Source organism: Myceligenerans indicum, assembly GCF_016742955.1.
In the GTDB taxonomy this organism is placed as follows: Bacteria; Actinomycetota; Actinomycetes; order Actinomycetales; family Cellulomonadaceae; genus Myceligenerans; species Myceligenerans indicum.
The window spans coordinates 1-20,032 of record NZ_JABBYC010000015.1; the positions used below are offsets into that span (position 1 = coordinate 1).

Below are 20,032 nucleotides of genomic sequence, written 5' to 3' on the forward strand. Positions count from 1 at the left end.
CCTTATCGTCGGCAGCGTCAGATGTGTATAAGAGACAGCCCCGGGAGCGCGCCCCCGGACCCCGGTTGGGGCTTCGCCCCTTGCCCCCAGGCGTGGCGCAGTCGGAGGGTGTGGGCCGGTAGCTGTGGCGGGCGCGTGTGGGAGGTGGCCCAGGGCCCCTGCTTGCGGGTGGGGCGCCTCAGGATGGCCGGCGGCAGGTGTACATGACGGTGCGGATCCGGTGTTCGGCCAGGTTGGCCACCTGGTTGGCCGCCATCTGACCGAAGGCCTCACCGAGGAATGCGGCGAAGGTGACCGGCGGTGGCCCGTCGTGCTCGATGCGTGCCCGCATCTGCCGGAACCAGGCCAGGCTCTCCTCGGACGAGTCCACCTCGGACAGGATGTCGAAGCCGGCGTCGGCGAGCAGGGAGCGCATCTGCTCGGGTGTCGCCAGGTGGCTGGTGGACGGGTCGTCGGCCCACGGAACCGGGTAGCGCACGTCGCCGCCGGCGCCCTGCAGCACGTCGTAGACGACGAACCTGCCGCCGGGCCGCAGCACGCGGAACGCCTCACGGTACAAGGCGGGCTTGTCGGCGATGTTCATCGCGACGTGCACCGTCAGCGCGGCATCGAACGTTCCCGCCGGAAGTCCCGTCGCCGTCGCGTCACCGGCCAGGAACCGAGTGAGGCCCTCCATGCCTGTCCACTCGGAGAGCACTGCGGCCGCCTCGCAGAACTCCGGTGTCAGATCGATCCCCGTGACGGTGCACCCTCTGGTCTCGGCCAGCGTCCTGGCAGGCCCGCCCAGACCGCTGCCGAGATCGATCACCCGGGCGCCACGAGTGAGATCGAGCGCCTCGCAGACCTCGAGGGTCGCCGCACGGCCGCGGATATGGAACTCGTCCACCGGGGCGAGGTCCGCAGGTCTCAGGGCCGCACGCTCCAGGCCGGCTGCCTCCAGGGCGGAACCGATCGCCGCCACCAGCTCGCCCGGGCCGGTGTAGAACGTCGAGACGGGATCCACCTCGTCATCATGGCACCCACCGCCGCCACCGGCGCCCGGAGGCGAGGCTCCACCAGGCGCCGCCGTCCGCTCTGGCGGGGCAGGAACAGGGCACCAGCCTCCGGGGAGAAGCCCCCGTCTTCGGCCCTGGACAGAGCGTGCGGGCGTGGATCACGGAGGGCTTTATGCCTGGGCACGAACTTTGCGCCACAATCACCCCCATGCTTGACGTCTCGATCGCCCCAGCTCCGGCGCCGGATGCGCCGTTCGAGGAACACATCGACTGGGCGCGCAACGCTCCCACAACCCCGGTCACGCCCGCGACCATGCCCACCGACTACACGAACTCGCCCGTGGGCGACGCCATCACCGTTGATGCGCAGCCCTGGGACTACACGTCCGAAGCACGGGCGGCCGTATCCCGTTCGCCCCACGGTGTCCTGGACATCGGTACCGGTGACGGCGAGGCCTTCGCCGCCATGGGCCCGCTGCCCGAGGGATCTGCCGCTACCAGCACCGGTCCCGCATTCCTGGCGGCTCGCCGCAAGCTCGAGCCGCTGCGCGTGACGGTGCAGAAGGTGGAGGAGGTGTGGGCGGACGAACTCGTCCTGCCGTTCTTCGACGGACACTTCGCCACGATCATCAGCCGGTGCGGCCTGATCAACGCACACGAGGTCACCCGCCTGCTGCAGCCCGGCGGCGTGTTCGTCACCGAGCAGTTCGACACGCGCGACGGGTTCGCCATCAACGAGGCGCTCGGCGTCCCGCTGGGCTGGGACCCCGATGGCATGACCGTCGACGTCCTCACCGACGGCCTCAAGGCCGAGGGCATGGAGGTCACCCGGGCCGAGCACCATGCCGGTGTCCGGAGGTTCACCAGCCTCGCAGCCGTGCTCTGGTACCTGAAGACGGTGCCGTGGCAGGTCCCGGACCTGGCGCTGCTCGCTCCCGGGGCGATCGCCGCTCACGAGGCCGGCCTGCGCGGCCTGCACATGCGTTTCGCCGCCGGCGGGGAACTCGTGGACGAGGCGCCGCGACTCCTCGTCACGGCGAGCAAGCCCGGCTGACGGAACGGACCGCGCCGACGATCGCACCCGGATCGTCGTCGTCCACCACCAGCACTCGCCGCCCGGAGGCCTGTTCCGGGTCCAGCTCGCCGGCCGAGTCGCCGACGAGCGCCCCGTCGTGGGCGATCGTCGCGACGTGATCCTCGAGGTCGGGCCACGAGGGACAACGGTGCATGCGGGCGACGTACTCCGGAGGCATGCCGGACACGTCGAGGAACACCTCCACCGCCGAGGTCCGGTCGCCCGCCGCGACGCACGACTCGACCGCGGCGACAAGGTGACGCCAGGTGTGCAGCCCCCCGGCGGCGACATCGTGCACGGGCTGGTGGACCACGACGGCGGCCACGAGCTCACCGAGGTCCGCCGCAGCCCGCAGCGCGAGGAACCCTCCCGTCGACAGGCCGAGGAGGATCGCCGGACCGGCCGCGTCGAGCACCGCGGCCAGATCCTCGACCTCGCGCTTCACCCCGTACGGCGGGGTGAAGCCGCTGCTGCCGCGTCCGCGGCGGTCGTACCGGACGGTGGCGACGGGCGGGCCGGGCACGGTGTCGTCAGCGGTGGCGAGCCTGCGGGCGATGGCGAGCGTCGCGGGAGGGCGGTGGGCCAGGACGCCGTCGACCACGACGAGGACGGTGTCCGAGTCCGCGGACCCGGTCCGGTCGACGGCGATCGCGGTCCCGTCCGCGGACGTCACGGCTGAGGCCACGGTGAGCAGCGAAGTCATGCAGGTACGACGACCGAGCGGCACCGAAATGATCGCTCGGAGCGATCGCTCCGTGAGGCTCGCCGCAGGCGACGTCGCGCAGCATGTTCGCGGCGAGGAAAAACCTTTGGCGCCGGCCCACGTGCGGCGTAGGTTCCTGCATACACAAGAAGGGAGGTGATCCGAGATCGTGAAGACACTCGGGACCTGTGAGGTGGTCGCGCGCTAGTAGTCGCGCGACATGAAGTCGACGCGCCGGGCTAGCACGGCGCACGGGACTGGTGGCGAATACAACGCGACCACCGGGGCCCGCGGGTATCGCGCCCTCGTCCAGCGCGGTGCGGAGGTGCACGGCCTCCGAACCCGCGGGCCTTCTCCGTGCCACGCACGAGACGCCACGCACAAGATTTCCGTTCGTGCCCACAGGCTTTGCGCCGTGTGCGCCGATCCGCCGCGTCAGGTCCGCGGGGGCGGCCTACCCTCGAAGGTATGGCAGGCGGAACTGTGGTCCTCGCGGGCGCCGGCGGAACCATCGGCACGCAGCTCGCCTTCCGGCTCGCCGCGGAAGGCACGCAGCAGCGGCTGGTCGTGCCGGACCAGGCCCGTGCCCCGCGCCTGCCCGACGGCGCCCCGCTGCCCGACGCCGACGTCGTCGTCCTCGGCCACACCGCGGGCCCCGACGAGTTCGACGCGGCCCTGACGGGGGCCGGCACCCTGATCATCGCCGGAATCGGTGCCGAGGACCCGGATCCCGCCAATCTCCTGGCCGCGGCTCGTCGCGCGGGCTGGAGCAGAGGACGCATCATCCATCTCTCCCAGATCGGTGCCGCCGCAGAGGGGATCGCGACCCACGCCAGAAGGCACTGGAGCGTCGAGGAGGCGGTCCGTGCCTCCGGCGCGACCTGGACCGTGCTGCGCGTGTCGATCCAGTTCGGAACCCTGATCCATGCGGTGCACGACGACGTGCTCCGAGCCCCTGCCGGACGTGGCCGCGTGGCCGCCGTCTCCCCGGCGGACGTCGCCGACGCCGCGACGGCCGTCCTCCTCGACGAACGTGCCCACGTCCACGACGGCGCCACCTACCGGATCACCGGGCCCGAGGCGCTCGCGGGTGCGGACGTGGCCCGGACCCTCGCCACCGCGACCGGGCGAGCGGTGCGTTACGAGCAGACGTCGGCCCACGACGCCTACGCCCTGCCGCTCCCCGGCGTGCGCGACCTCGATGCCTGGATCTCCTGCTGCGCCGCCGTGGACTCGGGCGTCTTCGAGGAGGTGGACGACGCGGTCGCACGCCTGGCCGGGCGGCCCGCCCGCACCTTCGAGTCCTGGATCGACGACTACCCACGCGAGCTGGCCGCCCTCCGGCCGGGAGACACCGCCGGGTGACGGCGGCTCGCAGAGGTTAGATTCTCGGCATGTGGATGTCCGACGTGCTCGACGGCTTCGAACAGCTCACGCTCGACCTCGAACCGGACGAGGAAGGCGATGTCGTCGCCACACTGGTCCGGCGGATCCGGCCCGGTGAGACGGACGCCGGCATCGACCTGCTGTACGTGCACGGCTGGAACGACTACTTCTTCCAGGCGCATCTCGCGGATTTCTGGGAGAGCCTCGGCGTCCGCTTCCACGCACTCGACCTGCGCAAGTACGGGCGCTCCATCCGCGACGGCCAGACGCTGAACTACGTCGCCGACCTCGCGACGTACGACGAGGACATCGACGCGGCGCTGACGGCGATCGGACACGGTTCCCCGAGTGCGGGAGGAACCCGCCGGCTGCTCCTCATGGGGCATTCCACGGGCGGCCTGACGCTGAGCCTGTGGGCGTCCCGGTACCCGGGCCGGGCCTCCGGCCTCGTGCTGAACGCCCCGTGGCTGGAACTGCTGGGCGGGGAGGCCGGGCGCCGGGTCCTGCAGCCGAGCATGCGGGCGGCCGCGGCCATCAATCCGCGAGGGCCGGTCGTCTACTACGACCGCGGGATCTACTCCCGCGCGGTTTCCGCCGAGTACGGCGGCGAGTGGACCTATGACACGCAGTGGCGTTCCGATCAGGGACGACGTCCGACGCCGGCCTGGATGGCGGCCGTACTCCGGGGGCACGACCAGGTGGCGCACGGGCTGACGATCGACGCCCCGGTGCTGGTTCTGCTGTCGGCGAGGTCCACGGTCCCGAACCGCTGGACCGAGGAGACGCGGCGTACGGACACGGTTCTCGACGTGATGGCGGTCGCACGCCGGGTACCCAGCTTGGGACGGGTGACCACCCTGGTCTGGCTGGACGGCGCGGTGCACGACGTCACGCTCTCCGCGGCACATGTCCGGGAGGTGGTGTGGCGCGAGACGGCACGCTGGTTCCGGGGCTACCTCGAACCCGAGACGGTCCTGCGGGACGCGGCGCCGGCCACCCCGGACCACGTCCCGTGGTGGCGTCGCGCCCTCATGGACGTCACCGCTCGTCGCGCCGGCGCTCGGCGCCGCCCGGAGCCTCCCGGGCGGGAGCGCGCCCGGTCGGCGCCGAGTGCCGCCGATCGCCGCGCCGAGGACCGGGCCTGAAAACCGGGCCCGAGGACTGGGCCTGAGGACCGGGCCGGAGGACGCGGTGCGGGCGATCCGCCGCCGGGCGCGAGGCGCCGCGTTCCGCGGAGTCAGCTCCCGGTGAGGAACGTGGCGGTGATGGCGGCCAGCGCCGCCACGGGAAGGATCAGCGACGGCCAGATCCGCCGCCGGACTCCGGCCACGACCGCCAGCACGAGGAGGGGCATGCTCACCACCCGTCCGACGGCGTAGGCGGGCTCCATGCCCGCGAAGTTCTCGAGGAGCACTCCGATGAGCAGCACCGCGCCGGCGAGGGCGATCATGTTCGTGACCGTCAGGAGCTCGTCCTTCGCCCTGGTGCCGGCCGTCGGGGCGTCGCCCTTCGGCGCGGCCGGTCTCCTGCCGTCAGGTGTATGGGTCACAGCACTCCTTTGTGGTGAACATGCAGGTCAAACAGGTGACAGTAGTTCACCGACAGTGTTCGGCCCATTGCTCCCGGAGGTCAAGGAAAGTCCCTCCAGCGCTCCGGGACCGGGCGTCGTGACGGGCCCGGAGCGCGTCTCCGGCGGCCGGAGCGGTTGGTCCGCGGACCGTTCAGGCGTCGTCGCCGCGCGCCCGGAGCATGACCTTCCCACCGAGGAGGCAGGCGGTCAGCCCGAGGAGGAGCGCGACGACCGCTCCCACGATGCCGTTGCCCGTGCCGGGCCCGCCGCCCGCGGTCGCCGTGAACACGGCGCCCGAGACGGTGGCGAGGAGCCCGAGCACGATCGCCGCGATCGCGCCCCGGCGTCCGTTGCCACCACGGCGCCGGGCGACCGCGAGACCGCCGAGGACGACGGCGAGCAGCCCCGCCAGCGCGGCGATGGTGGGGCCGACGCGACCCGAGGTCATGCCGTAGACCGGTGCGGCGGTGCCTACCGCCGCGGTGACTGCCGTCAGTGCTGCCGTGTTCATGATCTTCTCCTCACCATGGGGTGCGCTGTCGCCCGTCAGCCTTGCGCCGTCGGGCGCGCCGGTCGTCCCGCTGCCGCAGTCACTTCCGTCTGCCGCCGCATGCCTGTCCGTCTACCGTCGGCGTCGTCACGCGACACGCGTGTACCGCGGACGCGGTACACGACAGCTGACGCACGCGGGTGATTCGCGGGCGACGGCGCAGGGCTAGGGTGCGCAGGTATGAGTGCGTGGCCGTTCCCGTTCCCGCCCCAGGTCCGGGACTGGATCGTCGCGCTCGGTGTCACGGCGGCGCTGCTGGCCACCGCGGTGTCCGAACAGCCTCCGTCGCGTCCGGCAGACCTGGTCGGGTACGTCCTGCTCGCGTCCAGCGGCCTGTTGCTGGCCGCCGGGCGCAGACGGCCGGTTCCGGTCCTGATCACGATCGGTCTGTGCGAGGTGGGCCGGCAGGCGGTCGGGCTCGGCGTACCGGCGGTCGCGTTCCCCTTCGCCGTCTACGCCGCCATGCGCGCCGGTCACCGGCTGGTCTCCGTGCTGGCCTGCGTTTCTATCCTGGTGGCCCTACCGTTCGCGGTGCCGGCGGCCGGGGACGGTCTGGGCTCTGCCCTGGAGCGGTCCCGGAGCGTGCTCGAGATCGCCTGGCTGGTCGCGGCAGCGGCCGCCGGGGAGGCGCTGCGCCAGGCCGAGCGGCGGGCCGACGACGCCGTGCGCACCCGTGACGAGGCGGCGCGGCGCCGGGCCGACGAGGAGCGGCTGCATATCGCGCGGGAGCTGCACGACTCCCTCACCCACCAGATCTCGATCATCAAGGTGCAGGCGGATGTCGCTGTCCACGTGGCACGCCGCCAGCGTGAAGACGTGTCGGACACCCTGCTGGCGATCCAGGACGCGGCGCGCGAGGCGAGCCGGGAGCTCCGGGCCACGCTCGGGGCGCTGCGTGACGACGGGACCGCGCCGCCACGAGGGATCGCTCAGGTCCCGGACCTGGTGGACAGATCGAGGGCCATCGGTCTGGACGCGGTCCTGACCCTGGAGGCCGGTGGCCACGACCTTCCAGCCGCCGTGGACCGCACCGCGTACCGCGTGATCCAGGAAGCGCTGACCAACGTCGCTCGTCATGCAGGCGCCACCACGGTGCGGGTGGATGTCGCCGTGGGGGCCGAGGGCCTCGTGGTCCAGGTGGACGACGACGGCCGGGCGCTTCCCGGCGTGCCCCCGGCACTCGGGACGGGCCTGCTCGGCATGCGGGAGAGGGTCGCCGCGCTCGGCGGGCGGTTGCGTGCCGAGCCCCGGGCCGCGGGCGGATTCACCGTCCGGGCCGAGATCCCGGCCGGTCCGCAGGCGCCCACTGCCGGCCCGCCGCCGCCCACTGCCGGCCCGCCGCCGCCCACTGCCGGCCCGCCGCCGCCCACTGCCGGGGCCGGGGCGGACGCTGCGGGACACGCGGAACCTGCCTCATGATCCGCGTCGTGCTGGTCGACGACCAGCCCCTTCTGCGCAGCGGGTTCCGAGCCCTTCTCGAGATCGAGGCGGACATCGAGGTCGTGGGGGAGGCGGGCGACGGGAACGGGGGCATCGAGCTGGTCCGGCGACTCAGGCCCGACGTCGCGCTCGTCGACATCCGGATGCCCGGGACCGACGGGATCGCGGCGACACGCCGCATCGCCGCGGATCCCGATCTGTCAGGAGTTCACGTCGTCATCCTCACCAACTACGGCTTCGACGAGTACGTCTTCGACGCGCTCCGTGCCGGGGCGGCCGGCTTCCTGGTGAAGGACATCGAACCGGAGGATCTGCTGCACGCCGTGCGGGTGGCCGCGCGTGGTGACGCGCTCCTGGCGCCGGCGATCACCCGCCGGCTGATCGACCGGTACGTCGCACAGCCGCCACCCCGAGACCTCTCGGGCCCGTTGCGGCTGCTGACGAACCGTGAGAGGGAGGTCGTCGTCCTGGTCGCCCAGGGGCTGTCGAACGACCAGGTGGCCGAGCGGCTCGTGATCAGTCCGACGACGGCGAAGACCCACGTCAACCGGGCGATGATGAAACTCCGGGCGCGAGACCGTGCGCAGCTCGTGATCGCGGCCTACGAGTCCGGGCTGACCGCACCCCGGCGTTCCTGACCACACGATCTCCCGACCGGGTCCGGACCAGGCATCATTGCCTCCATGAAGGTCTCCCGTCGTTCCGCCGTCCCCCCGTTCGCCGTGATGGAAGTTCTCGCCGCCGCGAACGCGCGCCGCGCCGCGGGTGCGGACGTGCTGAACCTCTGCGCCGGGGAACCGTCCACCGGCGCGTCCGACGTCGTCCGCGAGCGTGCCGCCGAGGTGCTCCGCACGGGCGACATCGGCTACACCGAGGCGCTCGGGGTGCCGGCCCTGCGTGAGGAGATCGCCGGTCACTACGGCCGCTGGTACGACATCGAGGTCGACCCCGGGCGCATCGCCGTGACCACCGGGTCGAGCGGAGGGTTCCTGCTCGCCTTCCTCGCCGCGTTCGACGTCGGTGACCGCGTGGCGCTCGCGAGGCCGGGATACCCGGCGTACAAGAACATCCTGTCCGCGCTCGGGTGCGAGGTGATCGAGCTCGACTGCGGTCCCGAGGCCCGCTACCAGCCGGGCGTCTCCCAGCTCATGGAGGCGTACTACGAGGGAGGCCTCGACGGGCTGGTGGTCGCGAGTCCCGCCAATCCCACCGGGACGATGATCACGCCGGACGAACTGGATGCCGTCGCCGAGTGGTGTGCGGCGCACGAGGTGCGTCTGATCAGCGACGAGATCTACCACGGCATCGCCTACTCCGACGAGATCACGCAGGCCACCGCCGCGCGGTACGCGGACCGGGGCGCCGTCGTCGTGAACTCCTTCTCCAAGTACTGGGCGATGACCGGATGGCGGCTGGGCTGGCTCGTGCTGCCCGAGGAACTGGTGGGGCCGGTGGGGGCGCTGGCCGGGAATGTGGCCCTGTCCCCGCCGGCGCTGGCGCAGCAGGCGGGGATAGCGGCCTTCTCCGCGCAGGGGTACGCGGCGGCGGCCGAGAACGTGGCGCGGTACGCCGACTCGCGTGCCCTTCTGCTGCAACGGCAGGCCGAGCTGGGCTGGGACCCGGTGGCGCCGGCGGACGGAGCGTTCTACTTCTACGGGAACATCGCCCACTTCGGTCTGGACTCCGTCACCTACTGCGAGCGGCTTCTCGCCGAGGCGGATGTCGCGATCACCCCTGGTCTCGACTTCGACGGCGTGGGCGGTGGGGACTGGGTGCGACTCTCCTTCGCGTCGGCCCCGGAGGTGGTCTCCGCGGCGGTGGACCGCATCGCCGCCTGGCACAAGACGCTCTGAGCCGCAGATGCGCCTGGTCACCTTCAACATCCGGCACGGGCTCGGGCGCGGTGGCGCGGTGGACCACGAGGCGCTGGCCGAGGCGGTCCGTGCGCTCTCCCCGGACGTCCTCGCGATACAGGAGGTGGACCGGTTCCAGCCGCGAAGCAGGTTCACCGATCAGGCGCGGATCTGCGCGGAGGCGATGGGCGCGGTCGACCATCGCCATGTGCCCGCCGTGGCGGGCTGGATGAGCGTGCCCGGGCTGCGCTGGCGGGCACGAGGCCGCGAGGGGTACCCCGCGTACGGGATCGCCCTGGCCTCACGCTTCCCGGTGGCCGCGTGGCGGACATGGCGACTGCCGATGGCAAGCCGGTGGGTCGGGCCGGTGCAGCTCGGGGTGGATGAACCGCGTGCCGCCGTCGCGGCGGACGTGCGGCTGCCGTCCGGCGGCATCACCGTGTGTGCGACGCACCTCAGCTCGAGGCTGGGCAACGCGTCGAAGCAGCTGCCCTGGCTGCGGGACGCGCTTCGCGAGGTGCCCCGGCCGCTCGTGCTGATGGGTGACCTGAACCTGCGCGACGCGGCGGCGGCCACCCTGACCGGATGGCGCCCGCTCGCCACGGCGCCGACCTTCCCGGTCGGCCGTCCGCGGTTCCAGCTCGACCACATCCTGGTCGACGACGCCGCCCACGCGGCTGACGCCGGGGGTGCGGTGTGCGTGGGGGTGTCCGGACAGGCTCACGCGCTGGATACCGGAGTCTCCGACCACCGGGCGCTGGTTGCCGACGTCGCGTTCACCGTGCCGGGGGGCTGAGCCCGCAGCCAGAACCGCGGGCACCTGGGCCTCGCCGCGCGAGGACATCACGCGCCGGTGGCTCTCACCGCACCCGGGGGGCGGGACGAGAGCCACCGGCACGAGACCGGTATCCAGGAACACCGTGTGGTTCGGAGGCTGCGCGGGCAGGCAGTGCCGTCGCGGCCTCCCGGGTGGAACCCTTCAGCAGCTGGGCCCTGGTGTCAGCACACACCGGTGATTTGCCACCGGCCGACGGCGGCCTCGCGACGGGAACGGGTGCCGGGTGCTCAGCGGAACGTCGAGCGGACCGATGCCTGCGCGTCCACCACGGCCGTGGCGGACGGCGTGTCGGACCTCGTGTCACGGGCCTTGCGGCCACGGGACCGGGACAGCATGAGCAGTGCGTTCCCGCCGATCGCGATCGCCGCGACGTTCGACGCCGCCGACGGCCAGACACCGTTGAGGGCGGCGACCCCCATGAGGATCGACGCCGCGCACACGTTGGTCGCCTGGAACGCGACCGAGTCGGGACGCCATTTGCCCCGGCTCACCATCGCGTAAGCAACGAGTCCAGCAACAGCGCCGACCCAGCCGAAGGCCGTGACGACAGTCATGAGCGAGAGCACAGAGCACCTCCCGAATCGATTCGACAGAAACTGGTCGGACCCCACCGCGAAGGACGCAAGGGGTGAGTTCTGAGTGCCGTCCGATGGGCACGTATGAGTGGCAGCGTCCCGCGAACCGGCGATCCGGGGGCGATGCCAGGAACTATCCTGGACCCTCGGATTGCTTCAGCACAATCGAATGTTCGTGGACACCCGGGTGTAGCATCGCTACATGGCTGCCGACCCTCGCCGACTCGCGTTCCTCTTGGCGGTTCACCGTGCTGGAGGGGTGCTCGCGGCGGCGGATCTGCTGCACGTCACACCCTCCGCGGTGTCTCAGCAGATCGCCCGGCTGGAGGCCGAGGAACGCATCTCCGTCCTTGATCGAGGACCCCGCGGAGTGACGCTCACGCCCGCCGGCCGAGTCCTCGCCGAGGCCGCCGAGCGGATCGAGTCGGAACTCATCGAGGCGCGTCAGGCGATCGCCGCCCTGGGCGAGGAAGTCACCGGCCGCGTCAAGATCGGCGCCTTTCAGACCGCGATCCGTTCCGTGGTCGCGCCCATGCTGGCGCCGCTGGCGGAGAAGTTTCCCGGTATCGAGGTCGACGTCAACGAGCACGACCCGTTCGAGTCCGTGCGGAAACTGCGCGCGGGCGACCTCGACGCGATCATCCTGGACAGGGACGCGGACGTGGACGCCCCCGCGCCCCGCGGGGTCCACGAGATCCCGTTGCTGGAGGAACCCTGGTGCGTCGTCGTGCCACCCGGCACAGCCGTCCCGGAGCGGCTCGACGAGCTTCCCTCGCTCTCGTGGGTGGGGCCGCTCGCCGACATCGCGGCGGACCGCGCCCTGCGCCGGCTGGCACGCACGCTCGGCACCGAGATCGTCACCCGGCACTCCTTCTACGACTTCGACACCGCGATCGCCCTGGTCGCGGCCGGACAAGGGATCGCGATGCTCCCCGCCCTCGCGCTCAAGGACGAGGACGTCCCCGACGGCGTCACGGTCGTCCGTCTCGCCGGTCTCGGCTCGCGCCGGCTCGTGGTCCGGCATCGTGTCGGACGCCACGAACCGAGCCCGGCGGTGCGGGCCGTCGTCGACGAGATGGTCGAGGCAGCACGCGACATGACGCCCTGACACCCTCTCCGGGGCGACACGACCGACCGCCTCGCGACGGCGTCACGCCACGACCGCGCGGGACGGAGCCCGGGAGACGGGCTCGCCGCCGGTACCTCCTACGATCGGCTGCATGGACGTTTCCGTGGTCGGCGCGACCGGCGACATCGGCCGGCAGATCTGTACCCAGCTCATCGCCGGCGGCCTGCTCACCCACACCTCGCGCCTGCAGCTCGTGGGCCGTGCCGACGGCTCCAGCGCCGCCACCGTGCACGGCCTGCGCGCCGACCTCATCGACGCGTTCGACGAGCGGACCCCGTTGCTCGACGTCGCGCTCGCCCCGCAGGACGTCGTGGCTGACGTCGTGGTCCTCGCCGCGGGACGCACCGCCCCCGCCGAGGTCGGAGCGAACACCGACCGGACCGCGCTCGCGGAAGGCAACCGGGCCGTCTTCGAGCAGTACGCCGACGCCCTCGCCGCCCACGGATCCGGCCGTGAGGTCGTGATCGTCGTGTCCAACCCCGTCGAGCTCGGTGTGGCCGTCCTGGCCGAGCGCCTCGGCCGGCACCGGGTGATCGGAATGGGAGCCTGGCTCGACTCCCTTCGCTTCCAGCGCGAGATCGCCCTGTCCCTCGGTGTGCGCCGGCATCGCGTGGAAGGCTACGTCGGCGGGCAGCACGGCGAGAAGGCGGTGCCGTTGTGGTCCACGGTGCGGATCGCCGGACTCTCCCGTTCCGAACGGGCCGCGGCCGTGGCGCGACTCCGGCAGGAACGCACCCTGGGGACCTTCTTCGACGAGGTCGCCGACGCCCGCCGGCAGCTCGAGACGGCCTCGGCCGACCACGTCGGTGAGGCGTTCACCCTGGTCGACAGCTTCCCGCCGGACGTGCGCACGGTCACGCGCTCGTTCATGACGCACACGAGCGGTGCCAAGACCGCGACCGGAACGGCGGCCGCGACCGTCGACCTCGTCGAGACCCTCCTCGACGGCCGGCAGATCGTCGTGGCCGGCCAGGTGGCGCTGTCCCAGGAGGTGCTCGGAGACGACGGCGAGCCGCTGCCCGGCCGCGTCCTCGGCGTTCCGGTCATTCTCGGCCCGGACGGCTGGACCCGGGTCATCCTGGACCCGCTCCCCGACGACGAGGCCCGGGCCCTGGCGGAATCCGGCCGCGCGATCGACAGGATGCTGGACGCCCTGGACATCCCGGATACCCGGGTCGCCGCACGCCGGGTCGCCGCACGCCGGGACGGCGGCGCCGGGCGGGAACGATCCGCCCCGACCGGCGAAGGGCGGGCCGGTGATCCGCCGGCGCGGTACGACGTCGAGGTCGAGGTGACCGATGCGTCCGATCCGGGCGTTGTCGCCACGCTGACCGGCGTCTTTGCCGATCGCGGGGTAGTGGTCGACGCGGTGGCGACCAACCCCCGTGGATCGGTCGGGATCTCGTTCCGCGCATCCGAGCGGCTGGCCCGCTCTCTGGTCCGGACGCTGGAACGTCTGGCGATGGCGCGGAAGGTCGTGGCACACCGCGCGGAATCGTGACCGATTTTCCTTAGATGCCGGTACCTGAAGCGGTCTTGGAGGCTCTACGATGCGTCCGTGAACGCTTCACCACACGACCAGCGCCCCGCCCGGGTCCGCACGGATTGGGGACTGGCCGGTGCCCGCGCGCTGACCGAGTCCGACGCGCGCAAATCCCTCGTCGTGGTGATCGATGTCCTGTCCTTCTCGACCTCGGTGACGGTCGCCTGTGAGGCCGGAGCGGGCGTCTACCCGTTCCCCTACCAGGACGAGGCGGGCGCGGTCCGGCTGGCCCGGACCATGCGCGCGGCGCTCGCCGGCCCGCGTGCCGAGGAAGGCGTCAGCCTGTCCCCCGCTTCGCTGCGCGACCTCGACGCCGAACGGGTGGTGCTGCCCTCGCCGAACGGCTCGATGATCGCTCACACGATCGGCAGCCGCGGCGCGCTCATGATCGTCGGGTGCCTCCGCAACGTCTCGGCGGTCGCGGGCCTCGCCGCCGCACACCTCAACGCCAACCCGGCGCACGACGTCGTCCTCGTCCCCGCGGGGGAGCACTGGCCGGACCACGCGTTCCGTCCGGCGTTGGAGGACCAGCTCGGAGCAGGCGCGATCGCGGCACGGCTGACGGAGCTACTGCCCGACGACGTCACCCGGTTCTCGGCCGAGACCCGGGCGGTGGCGGAGATGTGGCAGGGCCCGTCGAAGCCCGACGAGTTGCTGCGGGACTGCGCGAGCGGGCGCGAACTGGTCGAACTCGGCTTCGACGAGGACGTGACGATCGCTTCCGACCTGGACTCGACCGACGTCGTGCCCGTCCTCGTGGACGGCGCGTTCGTGCCGCTCGGGCACCGCATCTCGGCCGCCCGGAGGGCGAAGCCGACGACGGCTGCCTAACGGCCGCCAGAGGTGGAGCCTGCTTCCTCGAAGTGGGCCCGCAGCGCGGTGACGATCGGCAGGTCGCCCTCGATCCAGTCGACGTCGTGCAGTTCCGCCGACGAGAGCCAGCGCAGCTCGTCGTGATCCTCCAGCGGCTCGGGGTGCCCTTCGGTGATCCGCGCGATCCACAAGCGCATCCGGTAGCGCTCGGTGAGCGGCCACGAGCCGTCGTCGTCGGGCCCGGGGACCTCGCGACCGAGCTCCGCGGTGACGCCGAGCTCCTCACGCAGCTCCCGGTGCAGGGCGCTGACGGGGGTCTCCCCCTGATCCACCTTGCCGCCGGGGAATTCCCAGCGGCCGGCCAGCGCCTCCGGGCGCGTCCGGCGGGCGGCGAGCATGCGGGCGGGTTGGTCGAGGTCGTCCACCAGTGCGGCGGCGACCACCAGGATCGGGGCTGCCATGCCGAGCATCCTGACACGGCCGGGCGGGCCGCCTTGCCCCGACCCGGATCGAACCGTCGCGGCGGCGCCCGCCCTGGGCACACGGGCGCCGCCGCGGCCGGCAAGCCGTGCCTGCGGATCAGCCGCCGTTGAGACCGAGCCGCTCGGCGCGCTCCACGGCGGCTGCCCGGTTGGACACCCCGAGCTTCCGGTAGAGGCTCCGAACCTGCGACTTCACGGTGTTGCGCGTGACGAACAGCGTCTCCGCGATCTGCTCGAGGGTCTCTTCCTTGTTCATCAGGCCTTCGAGCACGACACGCTCACGGCGGGTCAGAGCGGGACGGTCGGCCACAACGGTGCTCATGCGTTCTCCTTCGGTGCAGCGGCCGCATCTGGGGTCACGGCCTTGGCGGGGTGCTGCTACCGGAAGAGAGTCCGCGCGGCGGAGTTCATGACGCGACTTCGCGAGATAGCCCGTATCGTGACCTTCTCGTAACAAGAACGGAAGGCCCGTGCACGAGGTGCACGAGCCTTCCGCCGAAGAACGAGCAGGTCAGACGCCCGCGTGGGCGGCATACTCCTCGGCCGTGAGAAGTTCGCCCGCCTCGCTCACGTCCACCTTGAACAGCCAGCCGGCCTCGAACGGCGCCGACGAGACCAGTTCCGGATCGTCGACCACGGCCTGGTTCACCTCCGTGACGGTCCCGCTGACCGGTGCGTACAGCTCGGAGACGGACTTCGTGGACTCGATCTCGCCGACGACGGTGCCGTGCTCGATCGTTGCTCCGACCTCGGGAAGCTCCACGAAGACGACGTCGCCGAGAGCCTCGGCGGCGTACGGCGTGATACCGACGGTCGCGGGGGACGCGTCGTCCACCCACTCGTGCTCCTTGGTGTACTTCAGCGTGGCGGGGTAGTCAGCCATGGGGGCTCCTTGCTCGTGGTGGCTCGGGGATCACTTGGTACGACGGTAGAACGGCAGCGGCACGACGACGAACGGTTCGGCCCGTCCGCGCACGTCCACCGCCAGCTCGGTGCCCTCGGCGGACACCTCCGGGGTCACGTACGCCATCGCGACCGGGTAGCCGAGCGTGGGCGACGGCACACCGGACGTCACGGAGCCGACCTTCACGCCTGCCGCCCCGTCGGCGCCCGGCCGCACGACGTCGTACCCCGCGCGGGCGGGCCGCCGACCCTCGCCGCGCAGCCCGACCAGGACCCGTGCGGGCTGCGCGCCCTTGCGTGACGCGAGGGCGTCCCGCCCGACGAACGGCAGGGGCTCACCGTCCGCCGTCTCCTTGTCGAGGCGCACGACACGGCCCATGCCCGCCTCGAACGGCGTCGTCGTCGTGTCCAGCTCGTGCCCGTACAGCGGCATCCCGGCCTCGAGGCGCAGCGAGTCGCGCGCCGACAGCCCGGCGGGCACCAGCCCGAACGGCTCGCCGGCGGACAGCAGCGCCCGCCACAGCTCGACCGCACGCTCGGGGGACACCCAGATCTCGAAACCGTCCTCGCCGGTGTACCCCGTGCGGCCGACGATCACGGGCTCGCCCCGGAACCGCATCGGCGCGCACGCGTAGTACCTCAGGTTCTCGAGCGTGACACCGCCCGAGGCCTCGGGGTCCTCCTCGAACCCGTCGGTCGCGCGCAGGATCTCCTCGGCGCGCGGCCCCTGGACCGCCAGCAGGGCCGTCGGCACCGGCTCGACCACGACGTCGAACCCCGCCGCCCGCCGCTCCAGCTCACCCAGGACCAGCTCCGTGTTGGCGGCGTTCGCCACCACGAAGTACTCGGACTCGCCCGTGCGGTACACGATCAGGTCGTCCAGGACGCCGCCGTCGTCGGCGCAGATCATCGAGTACCGCGCGCGCAGGTGCTTGACCTGGGAGATCGCCCCGACCAGGGCGTGGTCGAGAAACGCCGCAGCCCCCGGACCGCGCACGCCGATGTCACCCATGTGCGACAGGTCGAACAGACCGGCGGCATCGCGAACGGCGCGGTGCTCGGCGAGGTCCGAGGTGTAGCGCAGCGGCATCTGCCACCCGCCGAACCCGGTCATGTTCGCCCCGAGCGCGACGTGCTCGTCGTACAGGGGAGTCTTCTTGTCGGTCATGTCAGTTCTCCGTTCCAGGAGCCTCGAAGGCCTCCACCGGCGGGCACGAGCACACGAGGTTGCGGTCGCCGTGGGCGTCGTCGATGCGCCGCGCCGGCGGCCAGTACTTGTCGTGGCGCAGGCTCGGCAGCGGGTAGGCCGCGGTCTCCCGGGAGTACGGCTTGCCCCACTCGGTCGCGCTGACGGAGGCCGCCGTGTGCGGGGCCCCGCGCAGGGGCGAGTCCTCCACGGCCCAGCGGCCGGCCGCGACGTCGTCGATCTCCGCGCGGATCGCGATCATCGCGTCCACGAACCGGTCCAGCTCCGCCAGGTCCTCCGACTCCGTGGGCTCCACCATGAGCGTGCCCGCCACCGGGAACGCGAGCGTCGGCGCGTGGAAGCCGTAGTCCTGCAGGCGCTTCGCGACGTCGGCGGCCGTCACGCCGGTCTTCGCGGTGAGTTCGCGCAGGTCGAGGATGCACTCGTGGGCCACCAGCCCGTTCGGGCCGGTGTACAGGGTGGGGAAGTGACCGGCCAGGCGGGACGACACGTAGTTCGCGGTGAGCACGGCCGTCTTGGTCGCCTGGGTGAGGCCGTCCGGGCCCATCAGCGCGAGATAGGCGTAGGAGATCGGCAGGATGCCGGCCGACCCGTGGTCCGTGCCGCTGATCGGCGTTCCCGCGCGGGTGTCCTCGCCCGTCGTGTCCGACGGCGCCAGAGGGTTCCCCGGCAGGAACGGCACCAGGTGCTCCGCCACACCGACCGGCCCGACACCCGGCCCGCCCCCGCCGTGGGGGATGCAGAACGTCTTGTGCAGGTTCAGGTGCGACACGTCGCCGCCGAACTCGCCCGGCCGGGCCAGCCCGACCAGGGCGTTCAGGTTCGCCCCGTCGATGTACACCTGCCCGCCGGCGGCATGCACCAGATCGCACACCTCGCGCACGTGCTCCTCGAACACGCCGTGCGTGGACGGGTACGTGATCATGATCGCCGCGACCTGTGGTCCGTGCTGCTCCAGCTTGGCGCGCAGGTCGTCGAGGAGGATCTCACCGTCGTCGGCGGTCTTCACGACCACGACGCGCAGACCGGCCAGTGCCGCCGACGCCGCGTTCGTGCCGTGCGCCGACGCTGGGATCAGCACGATGTCACGCGCCTCCTCACCCCGGGAACGGTGGTAGTCCTTGATCGCGAGCAGGCCGGCGAACTCGCCCTGCGAGCCCGCGTTCGGCTGGACCGATACCGCGGCATAGCCGGTGATGTCGGCCAGCTGCGCCTCCAGCGCGGAGATCAGCTCGCCGTAACCCTCGGCCTGGTCGGCCGGGACGTAGGGGTGAATGCCGGCGAACTCCGGCCACGAGATCGCCTCCATCTCGACGGCCGCGTTCAGCTTCATCGTGCACGAGCCGAGCGGGATCATCGTGCGATCCAGCGCGAGATCCTTGTCGGACAGCTTGCGCAGGTAGCGCATCAGGCTGGTCTCGGAGCGGTGCTGGTGGAAGACCGGGTGGGTGAGGTAGGAGGTCGTGCGGCTGAGTTCGGCGGGGAGGTCCGGACGAGGCATCCCGGACCCCCCTGCCTCGGCAGGGACGCTTCCTTCCAGCGTGGTGAGGATGCTGCGCGTGACGGCCTCGACGTCGGCCGCGGTCGTGGTCTCGTCGCAGGCGATCTGGACGTGGTCGGCGTCCGGCGTCCACAGGTTGTACCCCGCGTCCGCCGCGGCGGACGCCACCTCGGCAGCGCGGCCGGGGACCACGGCGCGGACGGTGTCGAAGAAGACGTCGTGCTCGATCTCGACGCCCGCCCCGCGGAGGGTCCCGGCGACGGCGGACGCCCGGGCGCGCACGCGTTCCGCGATCGCCCGCAGGCCCTCCGGGCCGTGGTACACCGCGTACATCCCGGCCACGATGGCCAGAAGCGCCTGGGCCGTACAGATGTTCGACGTCGCGCGCTCGCGGCGGATGTGCTGCTCGCGGGTGGCGAGTGCGAGGCGGTACCCGGGCGCCCCGTCGGCGTCGACCGAGACGCCGACCAGCCGGCCCGGGAGCTGGCGCTCCAGGCCCTTGCGGACGGCCATGTAGGCAGCGTGGGGGCCGCCGTAGAAGAGGGGGACACCGAAGCGCTGCGCGGAGCCGACCGAGATGTCCGCACCGAGCTCGCCCGGGCTGGTCAGGAGGGTGAGCGCGAGGAGGTCGGTGGCGACGGTGACGAGCGCGCCCGATTCCTTGGCCTCGGTGACCAGGCCGCGCGCGTCGAGGACACGTCCGCTCGCGCCCGCCTGCTGCACCACGACTCCCACCAGGTCGCCGTCGGGCAGCGTGCCACCGTCGGACACGTACGCGTCGAGGCCGCTCCGCAGGCCGGAGTCCAGGCCGGTCACCACGACCGGGAGTCCGATCGCCTCTGCACGTCCCCGGGCGACGGCGAGCGACTGGCCGAAGAGGTCGGCGTCGAGCACCACGTAGCCGGTCTTGGCCCGCGATGCCCGCCACATCAGGGCCACGGCCTCGGCGACCGCCGTGGCCTCGTCGAGCAGGGAGGCGTTGGCGATCGGGAGGCCGGTCAGGTCCTCGACCGTCTGCTGGAAGTTCAGGAGCGCCTCGAGCCGGCCCTGGCTGATCTCCGGCTGGTACGGCGTGTAGGCCGTGTACCAGCCGGGCGACTCCAGCACGTTGCGGCGGATGACCGCCGGGGTGTGCGTGTCGGAGAAGCCCTGTCCGATCATCTGGCGCTTGAGGACGTTCCTGCCCGCGATGTCGCGCAGGTGGGCGAGAACCTCGGTCTCGCTGCGGGCCTCGGGGACACCGAGCGGACGCTGGGTGCGGATCGACTTGGGGACGGCTGCCTCGACGAGGGCGTCCATGGTGTCGTAACCGAGCTGGTCGAGCATCGCGGCGGTCTCGCGGCCACGCGGGCCGAGATGCCGGTCGGCGAAGACGGCCGCTGCCGGGTGGTGCTGGTTCACGAGCGGGCTCCTGCGGTCCTGGAGGGCGTGAGGGACGACGAAGTTGGGTCCCTCCCCGCTCTGTCATC

At 72.1% G+C, this 20,032-nt stretch carries 20 protein-coding genes; 10 read left to right on the plus strand and 10 right to left on the minus strand.

Going from position 1 to position 20,032, the window contains the following annotated elements; genetic code table 11:
* Nucleotides 1-178: 178 nt before the first annotated feature.
* Complete coding sequence (locus tag HGK34_RS10410; protein WP_201846898.1) at nt 179-1,003, minus strand: class I SAM-dependent methyltransferase; 825 nt, start codon at nt 1,001-1,003, stop codon at nt 179-181.
* Between the two features lie 200 nt (nt 1,004-1,203).
* On the opposite strand from HGK34_RS10410, the gene HGK34_RS10415 reads away from it, so the two are divergent.
* Nucleotides 1,204-2,049, plus strand: coding sequence for a class I SAM-dependent methyltransferase (locus HGK34_RS10415; protein ID WP_201846900.1), 846 nt, complete (start codon nt 1,204-1,206; stop codon nt 2,047-2,049).
* Here the strand turns inward: HGK34_RS10415 and HGK34_RS10420 are convergent.
* Nucleotides 2,027-2,773, minus strand: a complete 747-nt coding sequence (locus HGK34_RS10420) for an alpha/beta fold hydrolase (RefSeq protein WP_201846903.1) — start codon at nt 2,771-2,773, stop codon at nt 2,027-2,029. The two genes, HGK34_RS10415 and HGK34_RS10420, sit on opposite strands and share 23 nt — an antisense overlap.
* A 468-nt stretch (nt 2,774-3,241) precedes the next feature.
* Between HGK34_RS10420 and HGK34_RS10425 the strand changes: the two genes are divergently transcribed.
* Nucleotides 3,242-4,138, plus strand: coding sequence for an NAD(P)H-binding protein (locus tag HGK34_RS10425; RefSeq protein WP_201846904.1), 897 nt, complete (start codon nt 3,242-3,244; stop codon nt 4,136-4,138).
* 29 nt (nt 4,139-4,167) lie between these two features.
* Nucleotides 4,168-5,304 (plus strand): alpha/beta hydrolase, encoded by a 1,137-nt coding sequence (locus HGK34_RS10430; protein WP_201846906.1) that lies wholly within the window; start codon nt 4,168-4,170, stop codon nt 5,302-5,304.
* Nucleotides 5,305-5,396: 92 nt separating this feature from the next.
* On the opposite strand, the gene HGK34_RS10435 is transcribed toward HGK34_RS10430, so the two are convergent.
* Nucleotides 5,397-5,708, minus strand: coding sequence for a hypothetical protein (locus HGK34_RS10435; protein ID WP_201846908.1), 312 nt, complete (start codon nt 5,706-5,708; stop codon nt 5,397-5,399).
* A 172-nt stretch (nt 5,709-5,880) separates the two neighbouring features.
* A complete protein-coding gene (locus HGK34_RS10440; RefSeq protein ID WP_201846910.1) occupies nt 5,881-6,240 on the minus strand; it encodes a DUF6223 family protein in 360 nt (119 codons plus the stop codon).
* A gap of 219 nt (nt 6,241-6,459) precedes the next feature.
* Between HGK34_RS10440 and HGK34_RS10445 the strand changes: the two genes are divergently transcribed.
* Genes HGK34_RS10445 through HGK34_RS10460 form a run of 4 tightly spaced genes read left to right on the plus strand, consistent with a single transcriptional unit; the run spans nt 6,460 to nt 10,368 of the window.
* Entirely contained in the window at nt 6,460-7,698 is a 1,239-nt protein-coding gene (locus HGK34_RS10445; protein WP_201846912.1) for a sensor histidine kinase, read from the plus strand.
* Nucleotides 7,695-8,357 (plus strand): response regulator, encoded by a 663-nt coding sequence (locus tag HGK34_RS10450; protein WP_201846915.1) that lies wholly within the window; start codon nt 7,695-7,697, stop codon nt 8,355-8,357. Before HGK34_RS10445 ends, HGK34_RS10450 begins: the two co-directional genes overlap by 4 nt.
* 45 nt (nt 8,358-8,402) lie before the next feature.
* Complete coding sequence (locus HGK34_RS10455) at nt 8,403-9,572, plus strand: pyridoxal phosphate-dependent aminotransferase (RefSeq protein ID WP_201846917.1); 1,170 nt, start codon at nt 8,403-8,405, stop codon at nt 9,570-9,572.
* Between the two features lie 7 nt (nt 9,573-9,579).
* Nucleotides 9,580-10,368: an endonuclease/exonuclease/phosphatase family protein gene (locus HGK34_RS10460; protein WP_201846919.1), complete on the plus strand. Its 789-nt coding sequence runs from the start codon at nt 9,580-9,582 to the stop codon at nt 10,366-10,368.
* Nucleotides 10,369-10,637: 269 nt separating this feature from the next.
* Here the strand turns inward: HGK34_RS10460 and HGK34_RS10465 are convergent, their stop codons facing one another.
* On the minus strand, nt 10,638-10,964 hold the full coding sequence (locus HGK34_RS10465; RefSeq protein ID WP_201846921.1) for a CBU_0592 family membrane protein: 327 nt from the start codon (nt 10,962-10,964) through the stop codon (nt 10,638-10,640).
* A 223-nt stretch (nt 10,965-11,187) separates the two neighbouring features.
* On the opposite strand from HGK34_RS10465, the gene HGK34_RS10470 reads away from it, so the two are divergent.
* From HGK34_RS10470 to HGK34_RS10480, 3 genes are all read left to right on the plus strand, one after another.
* On the plus strand, nt 11,188-12,093 hold the full coding sequence (locus HGK34_RS10470) for a LysR family transcriptional regulator (RefSeq protein ID WP_201846923.1): 906 nt from the start codon (nt 11,188-11,190) through the stop codon (nt 12,091-12,093).
* Between the two features lie 112 nt (nt 12,094-12,205).
* On the plus strand, nt 12,206-13,615 hold the full coding sequence (locus tag HGK34_RS10475; protein WP_201846925.1) for a lactate/malate family dehydrogenase: 1,410 nt from the start codon (nt 12,206-12,208) through the stop codon (nt 13,613-13,615).
* A 57-nt stretch (nt 13,616-13,672) separates the two neighbouring features.
* The gene (locus HGK34_RS10480) at nt 13,673-14,488 is read left to right on the plus strand and encodes a 2-phosphosulfolactate phosphatase (RefSeq protein WP_201846927.1); all 816 of its coding nucleotides are present in this window, start codon (nt 13,673-13,675) and stop codon (nt 14,486-14,488) included.
* On the opposite strand, the gene HGK34_RS10485 is transcribed toward HGK34_RS10480, so the two are convergent.
* The 5 genes from HGK34_RS10485 to gcvP all read right to left on the minus strand — a co-directional run bounded on the left by HGK34_RS10485 (nt 14,485) and on the right by gcvP (nt 19,889).
* A complete protein-coding gene (locus HGK34_RS10485) occupies nt 14,485-14,931 on the minus strand; it encodes a (deoxy)nucleoside triphosphate pyrophosphohydrolase (RefSeq protein ID WP_201846929.1) in 447 nt (148 codons plus the stop codon). The genes HGK34_RS10480 and HGK34_RS10485 overlap by 4 nt on opposite strands.
* Before the next feature lie 118 nt (nt 14,932-15,049).
* Entirely contained in the window at nt 15,050-15,274 is a 225-nt protein-coding gene (locus HGK34_RS10490) for a LuxR C-terminal-related transcriptional regulator (RefSeq protein WP_201846931.1), read from the minus strand.
* A gap of 189 nt (nt 15,275-15,463) precedes the next feature.
* Nucleotides 15,464-15,835, minus strand: coding sequence for a glycine cleavage system protein GcvH (gene gcvH, locus HGK34_RS10495; protein WP_201846933.1), 372 nt, complete (start codon nt 15,833-15,835; stop codon nt 15,464-15,466).
* A gap of 30 nt (nt 15,836-15,865) precedes the next feature.
* Nucleotides 15,866-17,023: a glycine cleavage system aminomethyltransferase GcvT gene (gene gcvT, locus HGK34_RS10500; RefSeq protein WP_201846935.1), complete on the minus strand. Its 1,158-nt coding sequence runs from the start codon at nt 17,021-17,023 to the stop codon at nt 15,866-15,868.
* Nucleotide 17,024: 1 nt separating this feature from the next.
* Nucleotides 17,025-19,889 carry an aminomethyl-transferring glycine dehydrogenase gene (gene gcvP / locus HGK34_RS10505; RefSeq protein WP_372433112.1) on the minus strand — a complete coding sequence of 955 codons (2,865 nt, stop codon included), beginning with the start codon at nt 19,887-19,889 and terminating at the stop codon, nt 17,025-17,027.
* Nucleotides 19,890-20,032 lie beyond the last annotated feature (143 nt).